Source organism: Pseudonocardia sp. HH130630-07, assembly GCF_001698125.1.
Taxonomy (GTDB): Bacteria; Actinomycetota; Actinomycetes; order Mycobacteriales; family Pseudonocardiaceae; genus Pseudonocardia.
The window spans coordinates 1,522,732-1,545,365 of the sequence record NZ_CP013854.1 but is presented as its reverse complement, the minus strand read 5'-3'; the positions used below and the strand labels follow the sequence as shown (position 1 = coordinate 1,545,365).

The following is a 22,634-nucleotide window of genomic DNA, read 5'->3' as shown; positions in this document are numbered from 1 at the left end:
ATCACCGAATCGGTCTAGGGATCTAGTGATATGATCACTTTGTGTGGACGAACGATGATCCTTCCGGGGGAGCGACGCACCCCGCTCCGGCACGAGGTGCGACGCCCGCCCGGCGCGGCCGGCGCCGGCTCGGCGCGCTCACCGTCGCGGCCCTGGCCTTGGCGTCGGCCCTCGCGGGTACCGGCACGGCGCTCGCCGCGCCCGGCCCCGCGGCCCCGGGTGGGGGATCGGTCGCCGCGGCGCCCTCGGCGGGCTGCGGCGCGGGCGCCCCGGCCCCGTCGGTGGCACGGCACGACGTCCCCGAGCCCGAGCCGAACGACACTGGCACGTCGCGGCACTACGAGCTGACGGTCCCGGCGGGCTACGACGCGAGCCGCCCGTGGCCGGTGATCCTCGCCTTCCACGGTCGCGGCGGCACCGGTCCCGAGCTGCAGAGGTTCAGCGGCCTCTCGGAGCTGCCGGCGATCGTCGCCTACCTCGACGGCGCCCGGTCGGCGACGACGGCCTCCCAGAGCTGGCAGGGCGCGCCCTACTCCGCCCCCGGTGTCGACGACGTCGCCTACGCCGCGTCGGTGCTCGACCAGGTGGAGGCCACCACGTGTGCCGACACCAACCGGGTCTACGCCGCGGGCAAGTCCAACGGCGGCGGCTTCACCGACATCCTGGCCTGCCGGATGTCGGACCGGATCGCGGCGATCGCGCCGGTCGCGGCGGCGTTCTACCGCACCGGTGAGCCGGAGTGCGCGCCCGGCCGCCCGGTCCCGGTGATCGAGTTCCACGGCACCGCCGACGCGACGGTGCCCTACACCGGCGGTGGCCCGGCGAAGCCCACGCCGGCGATCCAGGACTGGGTGAACGGCTGGGTGGCACGCGACCGGTGCGCACCCGAGCCCGCCACGCGGCGGATCGGGCCGGACGTCACCGTGACGGACTGGACGCACTGTGCGAACGGTGCGGACGTGGAACACGTCGTCGTCGACGGCGGGGGGCACACCTGGCCCGGCAGCCTCGGCTACTCGGGCGAGGGCCGGATCACCCAGACGGTGAAGGCCACCGACATGATGTGGGACTTCCTGTCCCGGCAGACGTTGCACGGCCCGGCCTGAGCCGGTCTCTCAGCGCCACCACAGCGCCTCGGCGCGACAGTGGGGCCCGGTCGTTGCACATCGCAAGGAGTCGGAGGTCCGTCGTGCAGTACGCCGACGCGCAGCAGACTGCGGGGCTGTTCCTCGTACTCGGATGGGCGGTCGTGGCCGCCGTCCTCGTCGCCCGGCAGCCCGGGCTGGTCGTGAGCGGAGCCGGGCTCGCCGGCGGCGCGCGGCCGAGGGGTCCGTTGCTGTGGGGCTCGGGAGCAGCGCTGGCGCTGTGGACCGTGCAGACGGTCGTCGTCGACGCGGTCGAGGACGCGCCGGCCCGGATCGCGGCGGCCGACCGCCTGGTGCTCGACTGGCTCGTCGCCCACCGCACTCCGGGGCTGACCGTGGTGATGGAGGCGGTCAGCCGCTGGGGCGGCACGAACGGGACGCTGCTGCTGGCCGGGCTCGCGATCGTGGTGCTGCTGGTGGCGCGGCGCCCGCTGGAGGCCGCCGCCACGGCGGTCGCGACCGCCGGGGTCGCCGTGCTCGTGCCCGTGTTCAAGGACCTCTACGGGCGCGGCCGCCCGCCGGTGGCGACCCGGCTGGCGGTCGAACCGGACCTGTCGCTGCCGTCCGGGCACGCGTTGGGCGGGATCGTCGTGCTCGGCGTCCTCACCGTCATCGTGGTCCGGGTGCTGCGCTCGACCTGGCTGCGGGTCGCGGCCGTCGCGGCCGCGGCCGCCGGTGTCGTCACGATCGGGGTGAGCCGGCTGTACCTGGGTGTGCACTGGCTGACCGACGTCGTCGCCGGGTGGGCGCTCGGTGGGGCCTGGCTCGCCGTCGTCGTGACGGGGCTGTGGTGGGCCGGGGCCCGGCGCGACGCCCGGCCGGCCGGTGCGGGCGGTACCGCCCGGTAGTACCGGGCGAGGGGCGGCCCGGCGGTGAACCGATCCGCCAGGGGGCGTCGACCGCCCCGTCGCGAGATCTTGACTGTCAGTTAGTTGTGTGAACAATTATATCGAGTGTGGGAGGTCGGACGTCTCGTGCAGTGAGACCGGATCGAGAGGCGGGGTTGATGTCGCAACGGCGGTATGTCCTGAGGTCGGCCGCGGTGGGCGCGGCCCTGCTCGTGTCGACGGCGGTGGCGGCCGGTCTGGCCCCGGTGCCGGCGTACGCGCAGGATCCGGTCCCGGCGCCCGCGTCCCTCACGGTTCCGGCACCGGGGTCGTGGAACCCCGGCGGGGCCGACTTCCGGTGGAGCGAGACGTCACGGGTCGTGTACGACGCGTCGGATGACCTGGCGGCCGACGCCGAGCTGCTGGCCGGTGAACTCGGGGCGCTCAAGGGTCGGACGGTCGAGGCCGCCGACGGGATCGACGGCGCCCGGCCGGGCGACATCGTGCTCGACGTGGCCGAGAACGCGGACCTGGGTGCCGAGGGCTACACGCTCACCGCGAACGGGACCGCCGCGGTGTCCGGGAACACCCGCGACGGCGCGTTCTGGGGCGGCCGGACGGTCCTGCAGGCGCTGCAGACCGGTGACGCGATCGGCGGCGGGAGCACCACCGACGTGCCCGCCTATCCCGAGCGCGGCGTGATGCTGTGCGCCTGCACCGGCGGTGGGCAGGAGTCGGTCGACTGGATCGTCCGGCTGATCAAGGACATGGCGTCGCTGAAGCTCAACCAGCTGACCATCGAGGCGAAGGTCAAGCTCGACTCGGTGCCGGAGTCCGGGGCCTGGCCGTACTACACGAAGAGCCAGATGGAGGCGATCTCCGCGGCGGCGGCGGAGTACCACGTCTCGGTGTCCCCGCTGATCAACTCACCCGGGCACATGGACGTCTGGCTGAAGGAGCGTCCGGAGCTGCAGCTGCAGCTCGACGGTGAGCCGCTGGATCCGATCCGCCTCGACATCACCAGGCCCGAGGCGCTGGACTTCGTGAAGAACCTCATCGACGAGTACCTCGAGGTCTTCCCGAACGCGAAGATCTGGCACGCCGGTGCGGACGAATACATGATCAACTACTCCTACGAGCAGTTCCCGCACATCGAGGAGTAGGCGCGGGCGACCTACGGTGCGGAGGCCACGGCCGGGGACGCGTTCGTGGGCTTCATCAACCAGGTGAACGACTACGTGCGGAGCAAGGGGCTCACCACCCGGGTCTGGAACGACAACCTGCCCGTCACCTCCACCGTGCCGCTCGCCACGGACATCGCGGTCGAGTACTGGCTGGGCACGGAGCTGACGCCGGACGCCCTGCGTGAGCGCGGCCATGACGTCGTGAACCTCGCCTACGGCCTGTACAACATCCGCGGCAAGGACGACATGGACCCGAAGGCGCTCTACGAGCAGGGGTGGTCGCCGCAACGGTTCGACGGTGAGAACAACGAGATCGAGGGCAAGGACGGGGTCCTCGGCGCCAAGATGGGCGTGTGGCCGGACTTCTGGGCCGCGGAGACGCCGAACGAGGTCGAGGCGCAGCTGTTCATGCCGTTGCGGGTGCTGGCCCAGCGCACCTGGGGCGCGGTCACGACCACGCCGTCCTACGAGGACTTCGTCGCACGGTCGGAGACGATCGGACGCGCCGCCGGATGGGCGGCGGACGACCGCACACCGCTGGAGCCCGGCACGTACACCGTTGCCGCCGGTCAGGAGCAGCTGGGCGGTGACGGTGTCACCGAGGGCGCCGAGGTCCGTACCGGCGCGACCCCGCAGCCGTGGTCGCTCGAGGTCACCGACGACGAGTACTACCGGTTGAGGACCGGCTCGGGCCTGTGTGTACAGGCTCCGAACAGCGCCTTCGACCGCCAGGAGCGGGACCCCGACCTGGTCACGCCGGGCACCGCACTCCTGACGGCCACCTGCGCCGACAACGCGAAGACCCAGCGCTGGGAGATGCGCGCGACGGGCGACGGAACGTTCCAGCTGATCAACGGCATCAGCCAGATGGGAGCCGTGGCCCGGGACGGTGTGGTGCGGCAGCAGCCGCCGGACACGGTGCCGTCCACCGCCTGGACGCTGACGCCGGCTACGGGCTGAACGGGGCCGGTTCCGGCGGGCCGGCGAGGGCCCGTCGGTGTCTGTCGGCCGCACCGATACAGGTACGTGCGTGGCCCGCCGCCGCGCACGGCGACGTGCTCATCGCGGGCGGAGATCGGTGCAGCACCGTGTACACGTACGCAGCAGGGATAGTTGGCAGTTCCGCCGTATTCCCGCGGCGGTCCGTTTGTGTGGACTACGGTTCTCTCCGTGATTCAGGGGGGTGAGGACATGCGCGCTCGGGAGCGACGGAGCGCCGTATGGCTCGGTGGGGTGACCGCCGTCGGCGTATTCGGGACGTTAGGCGCAACCGGCATCATATTTTCCGGATGGCAGCGTCTCGCATGTGTCGTGGCGATGATTGTGCCTCTGGTGGGCGTCGCGCTGACGGCGCTGCGTCGAGAGCAGGCTATGACCTCGAGATGGGTGCTGATCACGGAGATCGTTGCCGTGGGCTGTGCAGGGTGGCTCTTCATCGAGGCAGTTATAGGTAGCGTTTCCGGATTGTCGATCATAGTCGGGTGGGCCCTGCTCAGTTTGCTCATGCATGCTGTCGCGATCGTTCGCTAATGCGTAGCGGGAGGTTTGGGTTCAACCACTAGCACCTGCGCGGTACATGGCTCCAGTCGCTAGAACAGGAACCGATCGACAGCAAGTCGTCGAGATGGCCGTCGGGTGGACGCGCTATCGAGTGGGTTCGGAGTCGGATCGGACTGGATTTCCCGGGCCCCGCTGTCGATCTCGGCGAGGTTGTCGTGTCTGCATGCCGGGCTTTGTGGTCTGCTCGATGTCGAGTAGCTCGAGGTAGCGGTCCATGAGCTGGTTCACAGAGGTGCGGGTGCACGGGCTCTGTTACTCGTTCAGCTTGTTCACCAGGCGGAAGCTGCTGGCGCGGGCCATGGGGTGAGGCCAGGACGTTCGCACCACATATCGACCCATGCGGAGAGGTCCACCTGGGTGGACCAATCCTCTGACCCGAATCCGCGAGTTGCGCTGGTGGCCGGACTGGGGAGATGGCGATAGGTGCCCGCTGACCTGCGATGATCGTGTTTGCGACGACACGACATTGCGGGTTGAGAGGACACCTATCAGGTGCGAACAGTACGCAAGCGACGCCCGCGGTGTGCGCGGGTGCGTCTCGGCGCGCCGGACGCGGCGCTGACCAGGTTCTCCGGGCTGGCCGCGGTGACCGAGCTGATCGACCGGCTCGGGATCATCGACAAGCTCGACGCCGCGGTCGGGCCCATCAAGGACCGCGACCGCGGGTGCAGCGCCGGGCAGATGCTGGTCGGCATGTCGGCGGCGCAGCTGTGCGGGGAGGACTTCCTGGTCGGGCTGGACCGGCACCGCGCCGACACCGCCGGGCAGGCACTCACGCCGGTGCCGGGGTTGGCGTCCACGACCGCCGCCGGGCTCGCGCGCAAGTTCATCGAGGGGCAGTGGGCGGCGGTGGAGACCGGGCTCGGTGACGTGCACACCACCGCGCTGGACCTGCTCGCCCAGGTCGACCCGGACCGGGCCGAGCAGCTGACGGCGGACGTGACGATCGATCTGGACACCACCGATGTCGAGGTTTACGGCCGGCTCAAGCAGGGCGTGGCGTTCAACCACCAAGGCCAGCGGGTCGCCCGCCCGCACGTCGCGACCTGGGCCGACACCGCGGTGGTGCTGGCCGCTGACCTCGGTTCGGGCCGGGATGACCCCCGCGCCACCAGCGCCGAGCTGTTCCACCGGGCGCTGGCCGCGCTCCCCGCGCAGGCGCGGGCGGGGCGAGTCCGCGTGCGTGCGGACGCGGGCTACTTCGCCGGGCAGCTCGCCCGCGCAGCCCTGTTCGTCGGCGTGGAGTTCGCCATCGGCGCCCGACGCATCGCGCCGCTGTGGCGCATCCTCGACGGCGTCGCGGCCGACGGGTGGACCGACGCGATCGACATGACCGGCGCGCAGGTCGCGGTGGCCGACTATTGCCCGAACTGGTGGCCCGCAGCGACCCAGCTGCTGATCCGTCGGGTCCGGCTCGACCTGGACCACGGCCAGGTCTCCGGTGACCCGCGAGCGCGGCGCCGACGCACCCTGCACCCCGCCCAGCGGGCGCTCCCGCTCGACGACCTCGCTACGGTGGCCAAGGTCGACGGGGTGTTCGCCTACTCGTTCATCGTGACCAACCTCGACGTCTCCACACCTGCCGCAGCCGCGCAGGCCGAGTACTGGTACCGCCACCGCACGAAGGTGGAGAACCTGTTCCGCGACACCAAGCACGGCGCCGCGCTGCGCCACCTCCCCTCCGGACACCTCGCGGTGAACCGAGCCTGGATGTGGGGCGCACTCCTGGCCGCCACCACCAGCGGGTGGCTGCACCACCTCACCGCCCGCACCCGCGACGGGCGCCTGGTCGGGCACGGCGTCCGCGGCGGCCAGGCCATGATCGCCACCCTGCGCCGGCGGCTGATCACCATCCCCGCCCGCCTCGTGCGCCACGCCCGCGGCCTCACCCTGCGCCTACCACCCGGCGAGCACCTACTCGCCGAGGTCCTCGCCCGCGTCCGCGCCCTGCCCGCTCCGTCCTGACCCGGCCGCACCGGCCCCGACCAGCACAGGAACCCGCCACCCGAGGCGACACTCGGGCCGCCCGCTTGCCCACCACCCCACTCCCGACCCAAGCAACATCAACTTTGGCCGACCAAGATCAGCTCATAGCCTACTCGCGGATTCGGGTCTGACCTGCGTGCCCCCGGCAGGATTCGAACCTGCGGCACCCGCTTTAGGAGAGCGGTGCTCTATCCCCTGAGCTACGAGGGCGCCCGGCGAGCGTACCCGGCGCCCCGACCACGGGGCACGGCGGCGCCCACCACCCGAGGCCGGGCGCCGCCGTGCCGTCGGGCCGTCAGCAGGGCTGGACGACCCAGGTGGTGCGGTCGGTGGTGTCCGGGCGGGCGTCCACCGCGGTGGACGTGTACTGCGGGACGACGGAGCCGTGCGCGTCGGGCCCGGAGAACGTCGCGACCTGGTCACCGGTCTGGTTGTTCACGAACGACCCGACACGCGTCAGGCCGGAGCTGCGCACGTCGTAGTAGCCGCAGACGTAGTAGTCGTGCCGGGCCCCGGTGTAGCCGGGCCCGTCCCACACGCACAGCCGCCCGACCTCGCAGGGCGGCCCGACGAGCGGTGTCGCGCCGGCGGGTGCGGCGAGCGCCGCGGACCCCGTCGCGACGACGGCCGTGACGGCCGCCGCGAGCGCGATCCCGAGTCGTGCGATCTTCGATTCCATGGTTCCCCCGATCCTGGAATTCGACCGGCACGTCGTCGAGCCGGTCATGGGGGAAGACGCGCGGAACCGCCATGAGTTGTCTGTTGTGATCTGTATCACTACATGGACACGCCAATCGGCGACGAATGACAACGATGACATTCAGATCATCGCGGTGCTTCCGACCTGCGGGTTCGCCCGGAAATAGGCGACCATCGCATCGACGTGGTCGTCGAAGGCCGGGCAGTGCACGCCGAGCTCCGACAGCATTCTCGTCGTCGCGGCGGTGTCGTAGCGCGACGGGTGCGTCAGGTACTCCAGGGTGCTCGACGGGACCTTCAGGAAACGGCCGACGCCGGGCACGCGGTCGATCGCGAACGCGGCGGGCCCGGTCGCCATCGGGATCGTGCGGAGCCGGGCGCCGAGCCGGTCGGCGAACACCTCGCACATCCGGGTCACCGTCGGCGGGTCCGGCTGGGCCAGTGCGAACGTCCGGTTCACCGCTGCGTCGTGCCCGGCCAGTGCGGCGATCGCGTCGACGACGTAGTCCGACGGGACCAGGTTGAACCGGGTCCGGGAGGCGCGGCGGGGGAGCGGGACGAACGCCGTCCGCCCCTGACGGGCCAGCAGCTGCAGCAGGTAGTACGGGCCGTCGTACTTCTGGGTCGCACCGGTCACCGAGTCCCCGACGACGATCGAGGGCCGGTAGACGCTCACCGGCAGGCCGGCGTCGCGGGCCTTCGCGACCACCCGCTCCGCCTCGTGCTTGGTGTGGTCGTAGTGGTTGGCGAACGGCTGCCCGAGCTCCAGGTCGGTCTCGGAGAAGATGCCGTCGTAGCGCCCGGACACGTAGCAGGTGGAGACGTACTGCAGCCGGGTCAGCCCGGACCCGTCCATCGCGGCGCGGGCCAGGTCCACCACGTTCCGGGTTCCGTCGACGTTCACCCGCCAGCCGAGCTCGGCCGGCACCGAGAGGTCGTAGACCGCGGCCAGGTGGAAGATCTCCAGCGGGCCGGCGAGCAGCCGGGAGCGGTCCGCATCGGATAGTCCGAGCCCGGGGACGGTGATGTCGCCGGTGACGAGGTCGGTCCGGCCGGCGATCCCCGGGTCCGCCCGTTCGATCGCGGCCAGGGTGCGCCGCGCCTGCTCGGCGAACTTCTCCTGCACGAGGGCCACGGCCCGCGCCGCCGGTGCGCGGCGCAGCGTGCGCGGCAGCAGGGCGGAGCCGAGGAACCCCGGGAACCCGGTGAAGAGCACGACGCTCACGTCCGCCACCTCTCCGCGCGGCGGCCCGGCCGCGCCCGTCGTCGAGCGGTCCTGTCCCCGCGACGATATCCGGTACCGCGGGTACCGCCTGCGGGAGGCGCTCAGTCCTCCAGGGACAGGCTGCTCAGCGAGCTGGCCATGGCGTGCCGGAGGTGGTCGCCCATCCGTTCGCGGGCGCCGATCCGGTCCCGCCCGGCGATGGCGCGCACGATCGCCTCGTGCTCGGCCACCGCGTCGCGGGCCCGCTCCGGCCGGTTCCCGGAGGTGACCCGGGCCAGCGCGAGGTGCGCGTGCACCTCGGACAGGTGGGTGACCAGCACGGCGTTCCGCGACAGCACCGCGATCCGCGAGTGCAGGTCGACCGCGTGCGGGTACGGGCCCGGCTCCGACGGCGACATCTGCCCGGAGATGCCGGCCATCGTGGACAGCAGGTCGGCCGCCTCCTGGTCGGTGATCCGCTCGGCGGCGAGCCCGGCGGCCATCTCCTCCAGTGCGATCCGCAGCTCGAACAGGTCGGCGATCTCCCGCCGCGAGAACGTGCGTACGTAGGCCCCGCGGTGGCTGACCAGCGTGACCAGCCCCGACGCGGCCAGCCGCTGCAGCGCCTCGCGCAGCGGCCCGCGACTGATGCCCAGCTCGCGGGCCAGGTCGACCTCGTTGAGTCGTTCACCGGGCGCGAACCGGCCCTCGACGATCCAGCGCCGCAGGATCTCCTCGGTCTGCGCCCGGTAACCACTGTCGTCGCGCCGGATCAACGACTGCACGTCGCCACCAGTCCCGCCGTCCGTTCTCCTCGTGCGCGGCACCGGTGACGGGGCGTCCGCCCGGGGGTCACCGCCCACCCGGGCCCGTGCCCTCCGCCCGGTCCGCGAACTCCTCCGCGACCACCCGCGCGTACTCCGTGAGTGTGTGCACACCGACCATCGCGACGACTTCGAGCACCTCGACGATCTCGTGCCACTCTACGCCGCCGTCCAGTGCGGCCCGGATGTGGTGTTGCACCGCGGGAAGGTGCAGATGGGTCGCCGACGACGCCGCCGCGACGGCCACGAGCAGCCGGAACGGCTCGCGCAGCACGCCCCGCTCCCGGGTCACCTCGGAGTACCGGCGCGCCGCCGCGAGGTACCGCGGGGCCAGTGCCTCGGCCGCCGCCGGCCACGGGCCGGGTGCCGTGGCCGGTGCACCGGCGCCGGGACGGGCCGCCAGCTCATCGGCCAGCAACGGCAGCACCGACATCACCGTGTGCCCGCCGACCTCGGACACGACGGCCAGCACCGCCATCGCCTCCGCCGGCGTCGCCCCGTACCCGATGGCGTTGCGCAGGTGGACCCGGACGCCGATCTCGTAGAGGTGCGTCGTCGAGGCGTTCATCGCCACGTAGACGAGCTCGCGCTCCTTCGGGCTCAGCGTCCCGTCCTGCCACGGCACCGACGACAGGTCGATGTAGGCATCGAGCAGGTTCGGGTCGGCGTCGAGCACCGGGTCCCAGAGCGGGTCCCAGAATCCGCGGGCGGTCTCGAACTTCGCCCGGACCCGCGCCTTCTCGGCCTCGGTGTCCCCGGCTGCGGCGGGCTCGTCCTGCTGTGTGGTCACTGTCTTCCCCGTCCTGTCGAGATGGCCTACCGTACCGCCAACTGTAAACAGAGGACAGGAGTGATCGTGACCGATATCGATGTCGCCGACGCCGTCGGGATCCAGGCGCTCTACGCCCGGTACGCGCACGCGATCGACGGCGGGGACGGCGAGACCTGGGCGGACTGCTACACCGCGGACGGGACGTACTGGTCGTCGACCTTCGGGACCCGCAGCGGGCGCGACGCGCTGCGGGAGTTCGCCGTCGCCCACTTCGAGGAGTGGCGTGAGCAGGGGATAACCACCCAGCACTGGATCAACCAGAGCCGGTTCGAGCCCACGTCGTGGGGGATCTCGGGGCGGACCTACGTGCTGCTGATGGGGGCCCGCGAGAGCGGCCCGCCGGTGGCGATGCTGCAGACCGAGTACCACGACGAGCTGGTGCGTGACGCCGGCCGGTGGCGGTTGCGGCGTCGTGCCTCGCACGCGCAGTGCCGGCTCGTCGTGCCGCCGGTGTCTCCGTGAACTGTTGACAGTTGACGTGAGTGCGGGAGAGGGTTCGCCGCAACGGGCCGCGACGCCGCGGCCGGCCGCACGGACGTCTGGAGGACGACATGTGGAAGCTCCATCCCCTGAACTTCGGGGAGTGGCCCGACTTCGAACTCTCCCGCTTCCTCTACAACAAGGGTTTCGGGCAGAAGATCCGGGCGATCGCCACGGGCTTCCTCGCCGTCGACGGTGACTGGGCCGTCCTCGTCGACGCCGGGATTTACGACGAGGACCGCGCGCTGGCCGACCACGACCAGCGTGTCGTCAACACCGGTGCGGGCCGGGTGCGGGCGGCTCTGGCCGAGTACGACATCGAGCCGGAGGACATCACCGACGTCGTGCTGACCCACCTGCACTGGGACCACGCGGCCAACGTCCCGCTGTTCACCAGGGCCCAGATCCACGTTCAGGCCGCCGAGATCGAGTACGCGGAGAACCCGCTGCCGCCGCACCAGGTCTCGTTCGACCACGGCCTGTCGCAGCCGGCGCCGTGGACGCTGGTCCGCGACCGGATCAACGTGCTCGACGGCGACACCGAGCTGGCGCCGGGGCTGAGCACCTTCCACCTGCCCGGGCACACGCCCGGCTCGCAGGGCGTGAAGGTGTGCACCGAGCTGCGCAGCTACCTGCTCGCCGGCGACAACGTCGACCTGCAGGCGAACTGGGACGGCGACGAGCACCTGCGCCACCGCCCCGGGATGGTCTACGTCGACATGCGCGACTACTGGGCGAGCCTCATGCGCATGGAGTCCCTGGCCGACGTCGTCGTGCCGTCGCACGACCCGAACGTCTTCGACCGGACGTCTGGTGACACCCACCGGCCAGCACACCAGCACACAGGACCGGAGGCTCCCGTGAGCGTGCCCCAGCACGAACTGTTCATCGACGGGCGGAGGGTTCCGTCCGCCCCGCAGGACCGATTCGACGCGGTCAACCCCTACACCGGTCGGCCGCACGCGTCGGTCCCCCGGGCGACCCCCGCCCAGGTCGACGCCGCGGTGGCCGCCGCGCGCTCGGCGTTCCCGGCCTGGCGTGCGATGCCGCCGGTCCGGCGGGCCGACATGATCCGGGCCCTGGCCGACCTGCTGGAGGCCGACGGCGACCGGATGGGCGACCTGGAGAGCACCGACAACGGCAAGGTCGTCCGTGAGACCCGGGCGCAGATGCGCTTCGCCGCCCGCCAGTACCGCTACTTCGCCAACCTCTCGGAGAACCTGCAGGGGGCGACGATCCCCCTCGACGACCCGTCGCTGGTCGACCTGACCCACGCCGAGCCGCTCGGCGTCTGTGTCCTGATCACGGCCTGGAACTCGCCGATGGGCCTGTTGCCCAACAAGCTCGCCCCGGCGCTCGCCGCGGGGAACACCGTGGTCGTCAAGCCGAGCGAGCACGCGTCGGTGACGACCCTGGAGTTCATGCACCTCGTGGAACGGGCCGGGTTCCCGCCGGGCGTGGTGAACGTGGTGACCGGCGAGGCGGACGTCGGACGTGCGCTGACCGACCGCGACGACATCGCGAAGATCTCCTTCACCGGCAGCCCGGGCGTCGGCGCGGCGATCGCCGCGGTCGCCGGGGCGAACCTGGTCCCGGTGACCCTGGAGCTCGGGGGCAAGAGCCCGAACATCGTCTTCGCCGACGCCGACATCGAGGCGGCGCTGTCCGGAGCGTTCGCCGGCATCTTCGCGGCCACCGGCCAGACCTGCGTCGCCGGATCACGGCTGCTGGTCGAGAGATCCGTCTACGACGAGGTCTGCACCGCGCTGGCGGAGCGGTCACGGACGATCCGGCTGGGCGATCCGACCGTCGTCGAGACCGAGATGGGGACCTGCGCGAACCGTCAGCAGTACGACCGGGTGCTCGGCCACATCGAGGCGGCCGGGAAGGACGGCGCCCGGCTGATCGCCGGCGGTGGTCCGGCCGAGGATCTGCAGCCCGGGCTGTTCGTCCGGCCGACGATCTTCGCCGACGTCACCCCGGACATGCGGCTGGCCCAGGAGGAGGTCTTCGGACCGGTACTGGCGGTCATGCCCTTCGACGACGAGCAGCACGCCGTCCGGATCGCCAACGGCACCCGCTACGGCCTCGCCGCCGGGGTGTGGACGCGCAGCATCGACCGCGCGCTGCGGATGACCCGCGAACTGCGGGCCGGGACGGTCTGGGTCAACACCTACCGCGCCGTCGCGGTGCAGGCGCCGTTCGGCGGGTTCGGGCACAGCGGGCACGGCCGCGAACGCGGCACGGTCGCGCTGCAGGACTACCTGACCACCAAGAACGTCATGATCGACATCGGGGGTGCCACCCGTGACCCGTTCGCCCTGCGTACCTGAGCCGGACGCCGACGTCCTGGTCGTCGGCTGCGGCGCGGCCGGGCTGGCCGCCGCGGTCAGCGCGAAGGAGGAGCGGCCGGACGCCCGCGTCGTCGTCCTCGAGCGCAGCCGCGAGACCGAGCGCGGCGGCAACACCCGCTGGTCCAGCGCCTTCTTCCGGGTGGGGGAGGACCTCCGGCCCGCCGACGGCTTCGAGGACGACTTCGCCGCCTTCACCGGCGGTGCCGCCGACCCGGGCTACGTCCGGCGGTTGCGCGAGCTGGCGCCGGACACCCTGGAGTGGCTGGCCGGGCACGGCGTCCGCTTCGAGATGGTCCCGATGTTCTTCCTGACCGCGCGGCGACCCCGGCTCGGCATCGCCGGGGGTGGCGGCGCGATCGTCGAGCGCCTGGCCGAGGCCGCCGGACGGCTCGGCGTCGAGTTCCGCTACGAGACGACCGCCGTCGAGCTCCTGACCGGCGACGACGGTTCCCCGACCCGGGTCGTCGGGCTCCGGACCACCGGCCCCGGCGGCGTCGCCGCGGAGCTGCGCGCACCGGCGGTGATCCTCGCCAGCGGCGGGTACGAGGGCAACCCGCAGCTGATGACCGAGCACTTCGGCGAGAACGCCGAGTTCCTGAAGCCGGTCGCCCGCGGCGGCACGTTCAACCGCGGCGAGGGGATCGGGATGGCGATCGGCGCCGGCGCGGCGCCGGCCGGGGAGTGGGGCAACTTCCACGGCGAGCCGGTGGACCCGCGATCGCGGATCGCCGAGCCGGTCGTCATGACCTTCCCGTACGGGATCCTGGTCAACGCCGACGGCGAGCGGTTCGTCGACGAGGCGTCGAGCACCGTCGACGAGATCTACGAGGACGTCTGCCGGGCGATCTTCGCCCAGCCCGGCAACATCTCCTACCTCGTCGGGGACCGCAGGCTCCCGGAGCTGCCGGGCTTCGCCAGGGCCGTGCTGTCCGACCAGCCGCCCTACCGCTGCGACACCCTGGCCGAGCTGGCCCGGGTGCTCGACGTCGACGAGACGGCGCTGGCGGCCACCGTCGCCGCCTACAACGCCGGTGTGCCGGACGGCGAACCCGGCTTCGACCCGACCGTCGCCGACGGTCTGGCCACCACCGGGGTCCGGCCGCCGAAGTCGAACTGGGCCCGGGCCGTCGCCGAGCCGCCGTTCGTGGCCTACCCGGTCGCGACCGCCGTGTGCTTCACCTTCGGCGGGATCGCGGTCGACACCGCCGCCCGGGTACTCGACGGCGACGGCAACCGGATCGACGGGCTCTGGGCGGCCGGGGAGATGACCGGCGTCTACCACCGCAAGTACCCGGGGGCGACCTCGGTGCTGCGCTCGCTGGTGTTCGGCCGGGAGGCGGCGCGGGACGCGGTCGGCGCCCGGAGCGCGGCGCGGTCACCGGCGACCGGGAGCGGCGGATGACCGGCATCCGGGCCGACCTGGTCCGGGGCGGGACGAGCCGCGGGGTGTTCGTGCACCTCGACGACCTGCCCACCGGCCGGGCCGAGCGCGACCGGCTGGTGCTCGCGCTGCTGGGCACGCCCGACCCCATGCAGGTCGACGGGCTCGGCGGTGGGCACTCCTCGACCAGCAAGCTCGTGGCGGTCCGGGCGTCCACCGCACCCGGCGCCGACCTCGACTACCTGTTCCTGCAGGTCGGGATCGACGAGCCGGTCGTCGACGACTCGGGCAACTGCGGCAACCTGTCCTACGCGGTCGGGCCGTGGGGGATCGAGCGCGGCCTCGCCGCGCCCGGCGCCGTCCGGCTGCGCAACCTCAACACCGGACGGATCCTCGTCTCGACGGCGCGTCCGGGACCGGGGCCGGGGCCGTACCCGACGGGAACGTCCGTCGACGTCGACCACCTGGACCCGGCCGGTGCGGACGGCCGGCACGCGCTGCCGACCGGCTCGGCCGTCGACCACTGGCGGTGGCGGCGCGGGACGTTGCCGGTGACCGTCGCCGACGTCACCTCGCCGGTGCTGATGGTGCGCGCCGAGGACCTCGGCCGCACCGGCCACGAGTCCCGCGCGGCGCTGGCCGCGGACACCGAGCTGCTCGCCGACCTGGAACGGGTACGCGCCGAGCTGGCCGCGGAGCTGGGCCACACCGGTCCCGGCGGTCCCAGCCGGGCGGTGCCGCGGATCGCGATCCTGGCCGGCCCGCGGTCGTCGGACCGCGACGTCGAGACGCGCAGCGTCTCGCTGCAACGGGTGCACCACGCGGTACCGGGAACCTCGGCGATGTGCGTCGCCGCGGCGAGCCGGATCGCCGGGACCGTCGCCTGCGACGTCGCGGGCGGGGTGACCGGCCCCGGCCCGGCGACCGTCCGGGTGGGACACCTGCGCGGCGTGCTGGAGGTCCGCACCGACGCGCACGGCGCGGCCGCGGGACGGCGGATCGGCTCCGTCGGCGTCACCGGGACCGCGCGCACCCTGCTGACCGGGACCGCGCAGGTCCCCCACGGAGAGGAACGACCGTGACCGACACGGGCAACCCGCTGCACGCACTCGTCGCACCCGGGTCGGCGACCCCGGCGATCGGCGCCTCCAACGCGCTGACCGCCCGGCTGGTCGAGGACCTCGGCTTCGGCACGGTCTACGTCACCGGCGCCGGTGTTGCCAACACCTACCTGGGCGTACCGGACATCGGGCTGGTGTCGCTCACCGAGCTCGCCGGGCACGTACGGGCGATCGCCGAGTCCGTGTCGATCCCGGTGATCGTCGACGCCGATACCGGCTTCGGCAACGCGCTCGGGGTGCAGCGGACGGTCCGGCTGCTCGAACGCGCCGGGGCGGCCGCGATCCAGCTGGAGGACCAGGAGTCACCCAAGCGGTGCGGGCACTTCGACGGCCAGACCGTGATCAGCCGGTCGGAGATGGTGCAGAAGGTCCGGGCCGCCGTGGACACCCGTGCCGGTGACCTGCTGCTGATCGCCCGCACCGACGCCATCAACGCGGTCGGGTTCGACGACGCGATCGAGCGGGCGCACGCCTACCGCGAGGCCGGGGCCGACGTGGTGTTCGTCGAGGGCCCCGCGGACCGGGCGCAGCTGGAGGCGGTGCCCGGGCTGCTGCCCGGCGTCCCGCTGGTGGCGAACCTGGTCGAGGGCGGGCGGACGCCGATCGTGGACCGCGCCGATCTCGCCGCCATGGCTACGGGATCGCGCTGTTCGCCAACGTCGCCCTCCAGGCGTCGCTGCACGGGATGCGCGAGGCACTGACGCTGCTGCGCGACACGGGGGACATGAGCCGTACCCGAGACCTCGTCCTGCCGTGGGCCGAGCGCCAGCGGCTGGTCGGCAAGCCGGAGTTCGACGAGGCGGAGCGACGCTACGCCGCTGGGAGGTAGGAATGAAGATCCACAGAGTGGTGGTCTCCATCGTCGCGTGCGCCGCACTGGCGTTCGCCGCAGGGTGCGGGGCGCCCGATCCCGGGGCCTATCCCGAGGACGACATCACGTTCATCGTCCCGGCGTCGCCCGGTGGGTCGACCGATCCGGTCGCCCGGCAGTTCGCCCGCCAGCTGGAGGCCGAGCTGGGGGTGCCGGTCGTCGTCGAGAACCGCGACGGCGGCGGGACGACCGTGGGCACCAACAACGTGCTGCAGTCCGATCCGGACGGCTACACGATCGGCATGTTCATCGACAGCGCGCTGGCGCTGACCCCGCTGCTCCAGGAGCTCCCGTACGAACCGGGTGACGCCGAGCTGCTCGCCGGGATCGCCGACCAGCCCGCCAACCTGGCCGTCCGCGCGGACGCGCCGTGGCAGAGCGCGCAGGAGTTCCTCGACGACGCCCGCGCCAACCCGGGCACCGTCCAGGTGGCGAACTCCGGCGCGCTGGCCGTGACCGACCTGGAGATTCGCAAGCTCGCCGATGCGGCCGATGTGGACATCCAGTCCGTCGCGTTCGGCGGCGGTGGGGCGGAGGCGTTCAAGGCACTCGTCGGCGGGCAGGTGGACGCCGTCGTCGGGCGGGCCGCGACGTTCGCCGGTGACGTGGCCGCCGGCAACATCCGGGTGCTCGCAACCTTCGGTGACGAGCCGTTCGCCGCGGCGCCGGGAGCGGTGCCGACCTCGGAGCTGGGACTGGACATCGGCGACACCCCCGAGGTGGTCGGCATCGGCGCACCGCGCGGGCTGCCGCCCCAGGTGCGCGACCGGCTGGTCGCCGCGACGACCACGGTGGCCGGCAGCGAGGAGTTCCAGACGTTCGTGCGGGAGCGCGGTCTGCGCCCGCGCCCGCAGGACCCGCAGGAGTACCAGGCGACGATCGACCGGACCCGCGACGCGTACGCCGCGCTGCTGGAGCGGACCGGGCTGCTCGAGCAGGCCGGATGACGGGCTCCGTCCCGGCCTCCGGCCCCGCACCGGCCCCGGGTACGGGCGACGGGCCCGGCCGCGTAGCGGGCGCGGACCAGGGCCCGGCGCCGCAGGGCGGGCCCGGCACGGCGGCGGCCGGAGGCCGGCGGGGACGTGCCGTGACCGCGGCCGTCGTCCTGGTGTTCGCGCTGGGCTACCTCAGCCAGGCGGCCGCGCTGTCGCTCGGCACCCCGGAGCAACCCGGTCCGGCGGTGTTCCCGCTCGCGGTCGGTGCGTTCCTCGCCGTCGCCTGCCTGGCGACGATCGTCGAGGAGCTGCGCAGCGGCGGGCGGGAACCGGTCGACCTGCCGCGTGGTGACGGGCGCACCAAGGCGGTCGTGCTCGTCGCCGCGACGGTGGGCTACGTCCTCGTGCTCCCGCTGCTGGGGCACCTGGTCACGACCGCGCTGTTCTGCGTCGGGCTGCTGCGGGTGCTGAGCGGACGGTCCTGGCTGTGGTCGGTGCTCGCCGGCGTCGCCATGGGCGTGGCCGTGCACCTGCTGTTCGTGACCGCGCTCGGAGTGTCCATGCCCGACGGCGTCGCTGAGATCTGAGCGGAGGCGAGACCTGTGGAAACCCTCGACGGCCTGATGCACGGCCTGTCCGTCGCCCTGCTGCCGATCAACCTCGGCGCCGCGTTCCTCGGCGTGCTGCTGGGCATGCTGACCGGGGTGCTGCCCGGACTGGGGACGGTGGCCGGGGCGGCACTCGTCCTGCCGCTGACCTTCACCCTGGACAACCCGGAGACCGGCATCATCATGATCGCCGGCATCTACTACGGGGCCATGTACGGCGGGTCGATCACCTCGATCCTGCTCAAGGTCCCCGGCGAGGCCGCGTCGGTGGTCGCCGCGATGGACGGCTACGAGCTGGCCAGGAAGGGCCGGGCAGGACCGGTGCTCGGCATCACGACGATCGGGTCGTTCGTCGCCGGGACGATCACCGCGGTCGTGGTCACCTTCTTCTCCCCGCTGCTGGCCTCGATCGGCCTGATGTTCGGCCCGGCCGAGTTGTTCGCGCTGGTCGCGGGCAGCCTGTTGGTGCTCTCGACGGTGTCCGGCGGCGGCCTGAACAGCAACCTGCTCCCGCTCGGGCTGGGCATGGCGGTGGCCACGGTGGGACAGGAGCCGGTGACGGCGCTGTCCCGGTTCACCTTCGGCAGCGGTGACCTGAGCCAGGGCATCGGACTGGTCCCGGTGGCGGTGGGTGCGTTCGGGCTCGCGGAGCTGCTGTTCCTGGTCTCCGGTGCCCGGCCGCGCGGGGACCGGACCCGGGTCCGGGCGCGGGACCTGCTCCCGTCCCGCGAGGAGCTCCGCCGGTCGGTCGCGCCCTGGCTGCGCGGCACCGGGATCGGGGCGTTCCTCGGGCTGCTGCCGGGGCCGTCGGCGGCGATGTCGGCGTTCGCGTCCTACAAGGTGGAGAAGAGCGTCTCGAAGCACCCGTCCCGGTTCGGGACCGGCGAGATCGAGGGCGTGTCCGGGCCGGAGGCGGCCAACAACGCGGCGTCGACCTCCAGCATCGTGCCGATCCTGACGCTGGGCATCCCGTTCTCCAGCACGCTGGCGCTGGTGCTGTCGGCGATGCTGATCCACGGGGTGCAGCCCGGCCCGACGCTGATCCAGGACAACCCCGACATCTTCTGGGGCGTCATCGCCTCGATCTTCCTGGGCAACCTCATGCTGGTGGTGCTGAACATCCCGATGATCGGGGTGTGGGTCCGGCTGCTCAGCATGCCGCAGCACCTGCTGGTGACCGGCATCGTCGCGATCTCCGTCGTCGGTGCCTACAGCGTCAACAACAGCATGCTCGACGTCTACCTGCTGGTGGTCTTCGGTCTGATCGGCTACGTGCTGCGGCTCTACGACTTCCAGATGGCGCCGCTGATCCTCGGCGTCGCCCTAGGGTGTGTCTCCCAATGCGCGGAGCCAGGTGACGATCGCCTTCAGGACGGCGCCGCCGCGGAAGGTCAGGGCGAGCTTGTCGTAACGGGTGGCCAGCCCGCGCCACTGCTTGACGTGGCAGAACCCGCGCTCGACGACGTTGCGGTTTCGGTAGTCGACCGGATCGAATGCGGGCGGTCGGCCGCCGCGTGAGCCGCGTCGTTTGCGGTGTCCCTGCTGGTCAGAGGGCTCCGGAATGACAGCGATGATCCGGCGCTCGCGCAGGTGCCGGCGGATCGCGCGTGAGGAGTAGGCCTTGTCCGCGCGCACGCGTTCAGGCCGGGTCCGGGGTCGTCCCGGGCCCGGTCGGGCGATGCTCAGGCGCGCCATCAGGTGCGGAAACATTGGCGAGTCGCCGCCCTGGCCGGGGCCGAGGAGGACCACCAGCGGGCGGCCGTGCCCGTCAACGAGCTGGTGGATCTTCGTCGACAGCCCTCCGCGGGACCGTCCCAGCGCGTGATCTGCTGGTTCGGCGAGCAGATTCGTGTAGTTCGATCCGGCCCCCTGTGTCGCGCTTGAGGGTCGCGGCGTGCTGGTGGGCACGGATGATCGTGGAGTCCACGCTGACCGCCCACCCGAGCACCTCGGCGGCGTCGGCCTCGACCAGAAGAGCAGCCAGGATGTGGTCCCAGGTGCCGTCGCCGCTGTAGCGGCGGTGCCGCTTCCACAACGTCTGCCACGGCCCGAACTCGGCTGGGACGTCGCGCCAGGGAAGCCCGCACCGATACCGGTAGATGATCCCCTCGATCACCCGGCGGTCATCGCGGAACGGGCGCCCGCGACGACCCTCGGAGGAGGGCAACAGCGGCGCCAGACGGGCCCACTGGGCATCAGTCAGGACAGCGGTACGCGGCACCGATCAAGCATCGCGCACCCCGCTCCGCCCATTTGGGAGACACGCCCTAGGGCCGTTCCTGGAGACCTACCTGCGTCAGGGACTCTCGCTCAGCCGCGGCAGCGTGGGGGACATGGTGTTCGGCTCGCCGATCTCGGTCACGGTGTGGGGGCTGGTCGTGCTGGCCGTCGTCGCCGCGCCGCTGGCCCGGCTGCTGGTCCTGCGCCGCAACCGGACCACCGAGAAGGTGTGAGCCGGGGCGGTCACCCCAGCAGGGCGGCCGCGTGGTCCGGCACGTCCCGCTGCACCTCCCGGGACGGGCGCTCGTAGCCGCTCGACGGCGCCCGTTCCGGCAGCGTCAACACCTGGCGGGACACCGGCTCCCACGGGACCGACGACAGCAGGTGGTGGATCATGTTGATCCGGGCGTTGCGCTTCTGCTCGGCCTCGACGATCCACCACGGCGCGTGCTCGGTGTCGGTGTGGACGAGCATGTCGTCGCGGGCCCGGGAGTAGTCGTCCCAGCGGGTCATCGACTCCAGGTCCATCGGGGACAGCTTCCACTGCTTCAGCGGGTTCTCCAGCCGTTCGGCGAAGCGCTTCGCCTGCTCGTCGGCGCTGACCGAGAACCAGTACTTGAGCAGGTGGACGCCGTCTTCGACGAGCAGCTGCTCGAACACCGGCGCCTGGCGCAGGAACCGCCGGTACTCGGCCTCGGTGCAGAACCCCATCACCCGCTCGACGCCGGCGCGGTTGTACCAGGACCGGTCCAGCAGCACGATCTCCCCGGCGGCCGGCAGGTGCTCGACGTAACGCTGGAAGTACCACTGCCCGCGCTGGCGCTCGGTCGGCGCCGGGAGCGCCACGGTCCGGCAGAACCGGGGGTTGAGGTACTGGCTCACCCGCTGGATGGCGCCGCCCTTGCCGGCCGCGTCCCGGCCCTCGAAGACGACGACGACCCGCGCCCCGGACGCCCGGACCCACTCCTGCATCTTCAGCAGCTCGCCCTGCAGGCGCAGCAGCTCGGGCTCGTAGATCTTGCGGGGCAGCTTCCGGATCGCCATCGGCCCACCCAACCAGGCGTCCGGTCGTGACGCACGGGACACCGTCGACGGCTGGCGATCACGGACTTTCCTCGTCTAACGTCGATATTCGCGCAGTGGTGCGCGCGTCCTCCGGGGGCCCGCGCCGGCTCCCTCCTCGTCTCCGTCCGGGAAGTCCTCCGCTGATGTCTGCCGTCACCACTCGTCCGTCACTCGCGCTCGCCGCGCTCGCCGTCGGCGCCTTCGCCATCGGCACCGGCGAGTTCGTGATCATGGGTCTGCTGCCCGACGTCGCCGGCGGGCTCGGCGTCGATATCCCGGGTGCCGGGCGGTTGATCTCCGCCTACGCGCTCGGTGTCGTCGTCGGGGCGCCGCTGCTCATCGCCGCCGCCAACCGGTTCCCGCGCAAGGCCGTGCTGATCGCGCTGATGGGCGGCTACGCCGCGTTCAACCTCGCCTCGGCGCTCGTGCCCGGCTACCTGCCGGTGCTCGTCACCCGGTTCCTCGCCGGGCTGCCGCACGGCGCGTTCTTCGGGATCGGCGCCGTCGTCGCCGGCGGGCTGGTCGCCAGGACCCGCCGGGCCCGCGCGATCGCGGTGATGGTCTCCGGGCTGACCCTGGCCAACGTGGCCGGTGTGCCGGTGGGGACGCTGATCGGCCAGCAGGTCGGCTGGCGCTGGGTGTTCGCCGTCGTCGGGCTGATCGCGGCGGTGGCCGCGCTGGCGGTCGCGGTGTGCGTCCCGGACGTCCGCAGCGCCGCCCCGGCCCGGCTCGCGAACGAGTTCCGGGCGCTCGTGCGCCGCCCGGTGTGGATGACGCTGCTGGTCGGGACGGTCGGCGGCGCGGCGCTGTTCGCGACCTACAGCTACATCACCCCGATGCTCACCGGGATCGCCGGATTCACCCCGACCGAGGTCACCCTGCTGCTGGCGGTGTTCGGCATCGGCATGACGGTGGGCAACGTCGTCGGCGCGCGGCTGGCCGACATCGCCACGATGCCGACGATCTACGGCGGGCTGGCCGCGACCGCGGTCGTGTCGCTGCTGTTCGTCCCGGCACTGCAGAACCAGGCGACGGCGGTCGTGGCGCTGTTCACCCTGGCCGTGACGACGTTCGCGATCGTCCCGCCGGTCCAGCTGCGGGTCATCAACGCCGCCGGGGACGCGCCGCACCTCGCCTCCGGTGCCAACCAGGCGGCGTTCAACGTGGCGAACGCGATCGGGGCGGCGCTGGGCGGTGCGGCGATCGCCGCCGGCCACGGGCTCGCGTCGCCGAACGTGGTCGCGGCCGGGCTGGCCGTGCTCGGGCTGGGTGTCGCGCTCGTCGCGGGCCGCAGCGCCGCGGTCGACGCCCGCCGGGAACCCGCGCGGGTCGGCTGAC

General features: G+C 72.4%; 17 protein-coding genes, 1 tRNA gene and 3 pseudogenes. 14 read left to right on the top strand and 7 right to left on the bottom strand.

Annotation, left to right across the window (positions count from 1 at the left end):
• The first annotated feature begins 41 nt into the window (after positions 1-41).
• The 4 genes and pseudogenes from AFB00_RS07385 (at position 42) to AFB00_RS07365 (ending at position 6,681) form a co-directional block, all read left to right on the top strand.
• Positions 42-1,106 (top strand): alpha/beta hydrolase family esterase, encoded by a 1,065-nt coding sequence (locus tag AFB00_RS07385; RefSeq protein WP_156819427.1) that lies wholly within the window; start codon positions 42-44, stop codon positions 1,104-1,106.
• A gap of 83 nt (positions 1,107-1,189) precedes the next feature.
• On the top strand, positions 1,190-1,993 hold the full coding sequence (locus AFB00_RS07380; RefSeq protein WP_068796611.1) for a phosphatase PAP2 family protein: 804 nt from the start codon (positions 1,190-1,192) through the stop codon (positions 1,991-1,993).
• Positions 1,994-2,151: 158 nt separating this feature from the next.
• Positions 2,152-4,116 (top strand): annotated as a pseudogene (locus AFB00_RS31520) (family 20 glycosylhydrolase).
• Between the two features lie 1,131 nt (positions 4,117-5,247).
• A complete protein-coding gene (locus AFB00_RS07365) occupies positions 5,248-6,681 on the top strand; it encodes an IS1380 family transposase (protein ID WP_068796312.1) in 1,434 nt (477 codons plus the stop codon).
• 158 nt (positions 6,682-6,839) lie between these two features.
• On the opposite strand, the gene AFB00_RS07360 is transcribed toward AFB00_RS07365, so the two are convergent.
• From AFB00_RS07360 to AFB00_RS07340, 5 genes are all read right to left on the bottom strand, one after another.
• Positions 6,840-6,912, bottom strand: a tRNA-Arg gene (locus AFB00_RS07360).
• 85 nt (positions 6,913-6,997) lie between these two features.
• A complete protein-coding gene (locus AFB00_RS07355) occupies positions 6,998-7,381 on the bottom strand; it encodes a hypothetical protein (protein WP_068796609.1) in 384 nt (127 codons plus the stop codon).
• Positions 7,382-7,522: 141 nt separating this feature from the next.
• Positions 7,523-8,626 carry an SDR family oxidoreductase gene (locus tag AFB00_RS07350; RefSeq protein ID WP_068800089.1) on the bottom strand — a complete coding sequence of 368 codons (1,104 nt, stop codon included), beginning with the start codon at positions 8,624-8,626 and terminating at the stop codon, positions 7,523-7,525.
• Positions 8,627-8,727: 101 nt separating this feature from the next.
• The gene (locus tag AFB00_RS07345) at positions 8,728-9,390 is read right to left on the bottom strand and encodes a GntR family transcriptional regulator (RefSeq protein ID WP_068796608.1); all 663 of its coding nucleotides are present in this window, start codon (positions 9,388-9,390) and stop codon (positions 8,728-8,730) included.
• Between the two features lie 67 nt (positions 9,391-9,457).
• Positions 9,458-10,219, bottom strand: a complete 762-nt coding sequence (locus AFB00_RS07340; protein ID WP_068796607.1) for a carboxymuconolactone decarboxylase family protein — start codon at positions 10,217-10,219, stop codon at positions 9,458-9,460.
• Positions 10,220-10,285: 66 nt separating this feature from the next.
• On the opposite strand from AFB00_RS07340, the gene AFB00_RS07335 reads away from it, so the two are divergent.
• From AFB00_RS07335 to AFB00_RS34660, 9 genes and pseudogenes are all read left to right on the top strand, one after another.
• Complete coding sequence (locus AFB00_RS07335) at positions 10,286-10,723, top strand: nuclear transport factor 2 family protein (RefSeq protein ID WP_197519782.1); 438 nt, start codon at positions 10,286-10,288, stop codon at positions 10,721-10,723.
• An 89-nt stretch (positions 10,724-10,812) separates the two neighbouring features.
• On the top strand, positions 10,813-13,074 hold the full coding sequence (locus AFB00_RS07330) for an aldehyde dehydrogenase family protein (protein ID WP_197519781.1): 2,262 nt from the start codon (positions 10,813-10,815) through the stop codon (positions 13,072-13,074).
• Entirely contained in the window at positions 13,049-14,497 is a 1,449-nt protein-coding gene (locus AFB00_RS07325) for an FAD-dependent oxidoreductase (RefSeq protein ID WP_068796605.1), read from the top strand. Before AFB00_RS07330 ends, AFB00_RS07325 begins: the two co-directional genes overlap by 26 nt.
• Positions 14,494-15,558 (top strand): PrpF domain-containing protein, encoded by a 1,065-nt coding sequence (locus AFB00_RS07320; protein WP_068796604.1) that lies wholly within the window; start codon positions 14,494-14,496, stop codon positions 15,556-15,558. The genes AFB00_RS07325 and AFB00_RS07320 overlap by 4 nt, the downstream gene beginning before the upstream one ends.
• Positions 15,555-16,298 carry an isocitrate lyase/PEP mutase family protein gene (locus tag AFB00_RS07315; protein WP_197519780.1) on the top strand — a complete coding sequence of 248 codons (744 nt, stop codon included), beginning with the start codon at positions 15,555-15,557 and terminating at the stop codon, positions 16,296-16,298. Before AFB00_RS07320 ends, AFB00_RS07315 begins: the two co-directional genes overlap by 4 nt.
• Entirely contained in the window at positions 16,283-16,426 is a 144-nt protein-coding gene (locus tag AFB00_RS33885; RefSeq protein ID WP_197519779.1) for a hypothetical protein, read from the top strand. Before AFB00_RS07315 ends, AFB00_RS33885 begins: the two co-directional genes overlap by 16 nt.
• Positions 16,427-16,428: 2 nt before the next feature.
• On the top strand, positions 16,429-17,415 hold the full coding sequence (locus AFB00_RS07310; RefSeq protein ID WP_068796603.1) for a tripartite tricarboxylate transporter substrate binding protein: 987 nt from the start codon (positions 16,429-16,431) through the stop codon (positions 17,413-17,415).
• Between the two features lie 140 nt (positions 17,416-17,555).
• On the top strand, positions 17,556-17,990 hold the full coding sequence (locus AFB00_RS07305; RefSeq protein WP_197519778.1) for a tripartite tricarboxylate transporter TctB family protein: 435 nt from the start codon (positions 17,556-17,558) through the stop codon (positions 17,988-17,990).
• 36 nt (positions 17,991-18,026) lie between these two features.
• Positions 18,027-19,313: pseudogene (locus tag AFB00_RS34660) on the top strand (tripartite tricarboxylate transporter permease); the annotation flags it as partial.
• 21 nt (positions 19,314-19,334) lie between these two features.
• On the opposite strand, the pseudogene AFB00_RS31510 reads toward AFB00_RS34660, so the two are convergent.
• Both AFB00_RS31510 and ppk2 read right to left on the bottom strand, forming a co-directional pair.
• Positions 19,335-20,232: pseudogene (locus tag AFB00_RS31510) on the bottom strand (IS5 family transposase).
• 242 nt (positions 20,233-20,474) lie between these two features.
• A complete protein-coding gene (gene ppk2, locus AFB00_RS07290) occupies positions 20,475-21,275 on the bottom strand; it encodes a polyphosphate kinase 2 (protein ID WP_068796600.1) in 801 nt (266 codons plus the stop codon).
• 164 nt (positions 21,276-21,439) lie between these two features.
• On the opposite strand from ppk2, the gene AFB00_RS07285 reads away from it, so the two are divergent.
• A complete protein-coding gene (locus AFB00_RS07285; protein ID WP_068796599.1) occupies positions 21,440-22,633 on the top strand; it encodes an MFS transporter in 1,194 nt (397 codons plus the stop codon).
• Position 22,634: the final 1 nt, after the last annotated feature.

Excerpts from the sequence above, each read along its gene's own strand:
- AFB00_RS07320 (WP_068796604.1), top strand. The coding sequence starts at position 14,494 with ATGACCGGCATCCGGGCCGACCTGGTCCGGGGCGGGACGAGCCGCGGG.
- AFB00_RS07285 (WP_068796599.1), top strand. The coding sequence starts at position 21,440 with ATGTCTGCCGTCACCACTCGTCCGTCACTCGCGCTCGCCGCGCTCGCC.
- AFB00_RS07330 (WP_197519781.1), top strand. The coding sequence starts at position 10,813 with ATGTGGAAGCTCCATCCCCTGAACTTCGGGGAGTGGCCCGACTTCGAA.
- ppk2 (WP_068796600.1), bottom strand. The coding sequence starts at position 21,275 with ATGGCGATCCGGAAGCTGCCCCGCAAGATCTACGAGCCCGAGCTGCTG.
- AFB00_RS33885 (WP_197519779.1), top strand. The coding sequence starts at position 16,283 with ATGCGCGAGGCACTGACGCTGCTGCGCGACACGGGGGACATGAGCCGT.
- AFB00_RS07310 (WP_068796603.1), top strand. The coding sequence starts at position 16,429 with ATGAAGATCCACAGAGTGGTGGTCTCCATCGTCGCGTGCGCCGCACTG.
- AFB00_RS07355 (WP_068796609.1), bottom strand. The coding sequence starts at position 7,381 with ATGGAATCGAAGATCGCACGACTCGGGATCGCGCTCGCGGCGGCCGTC.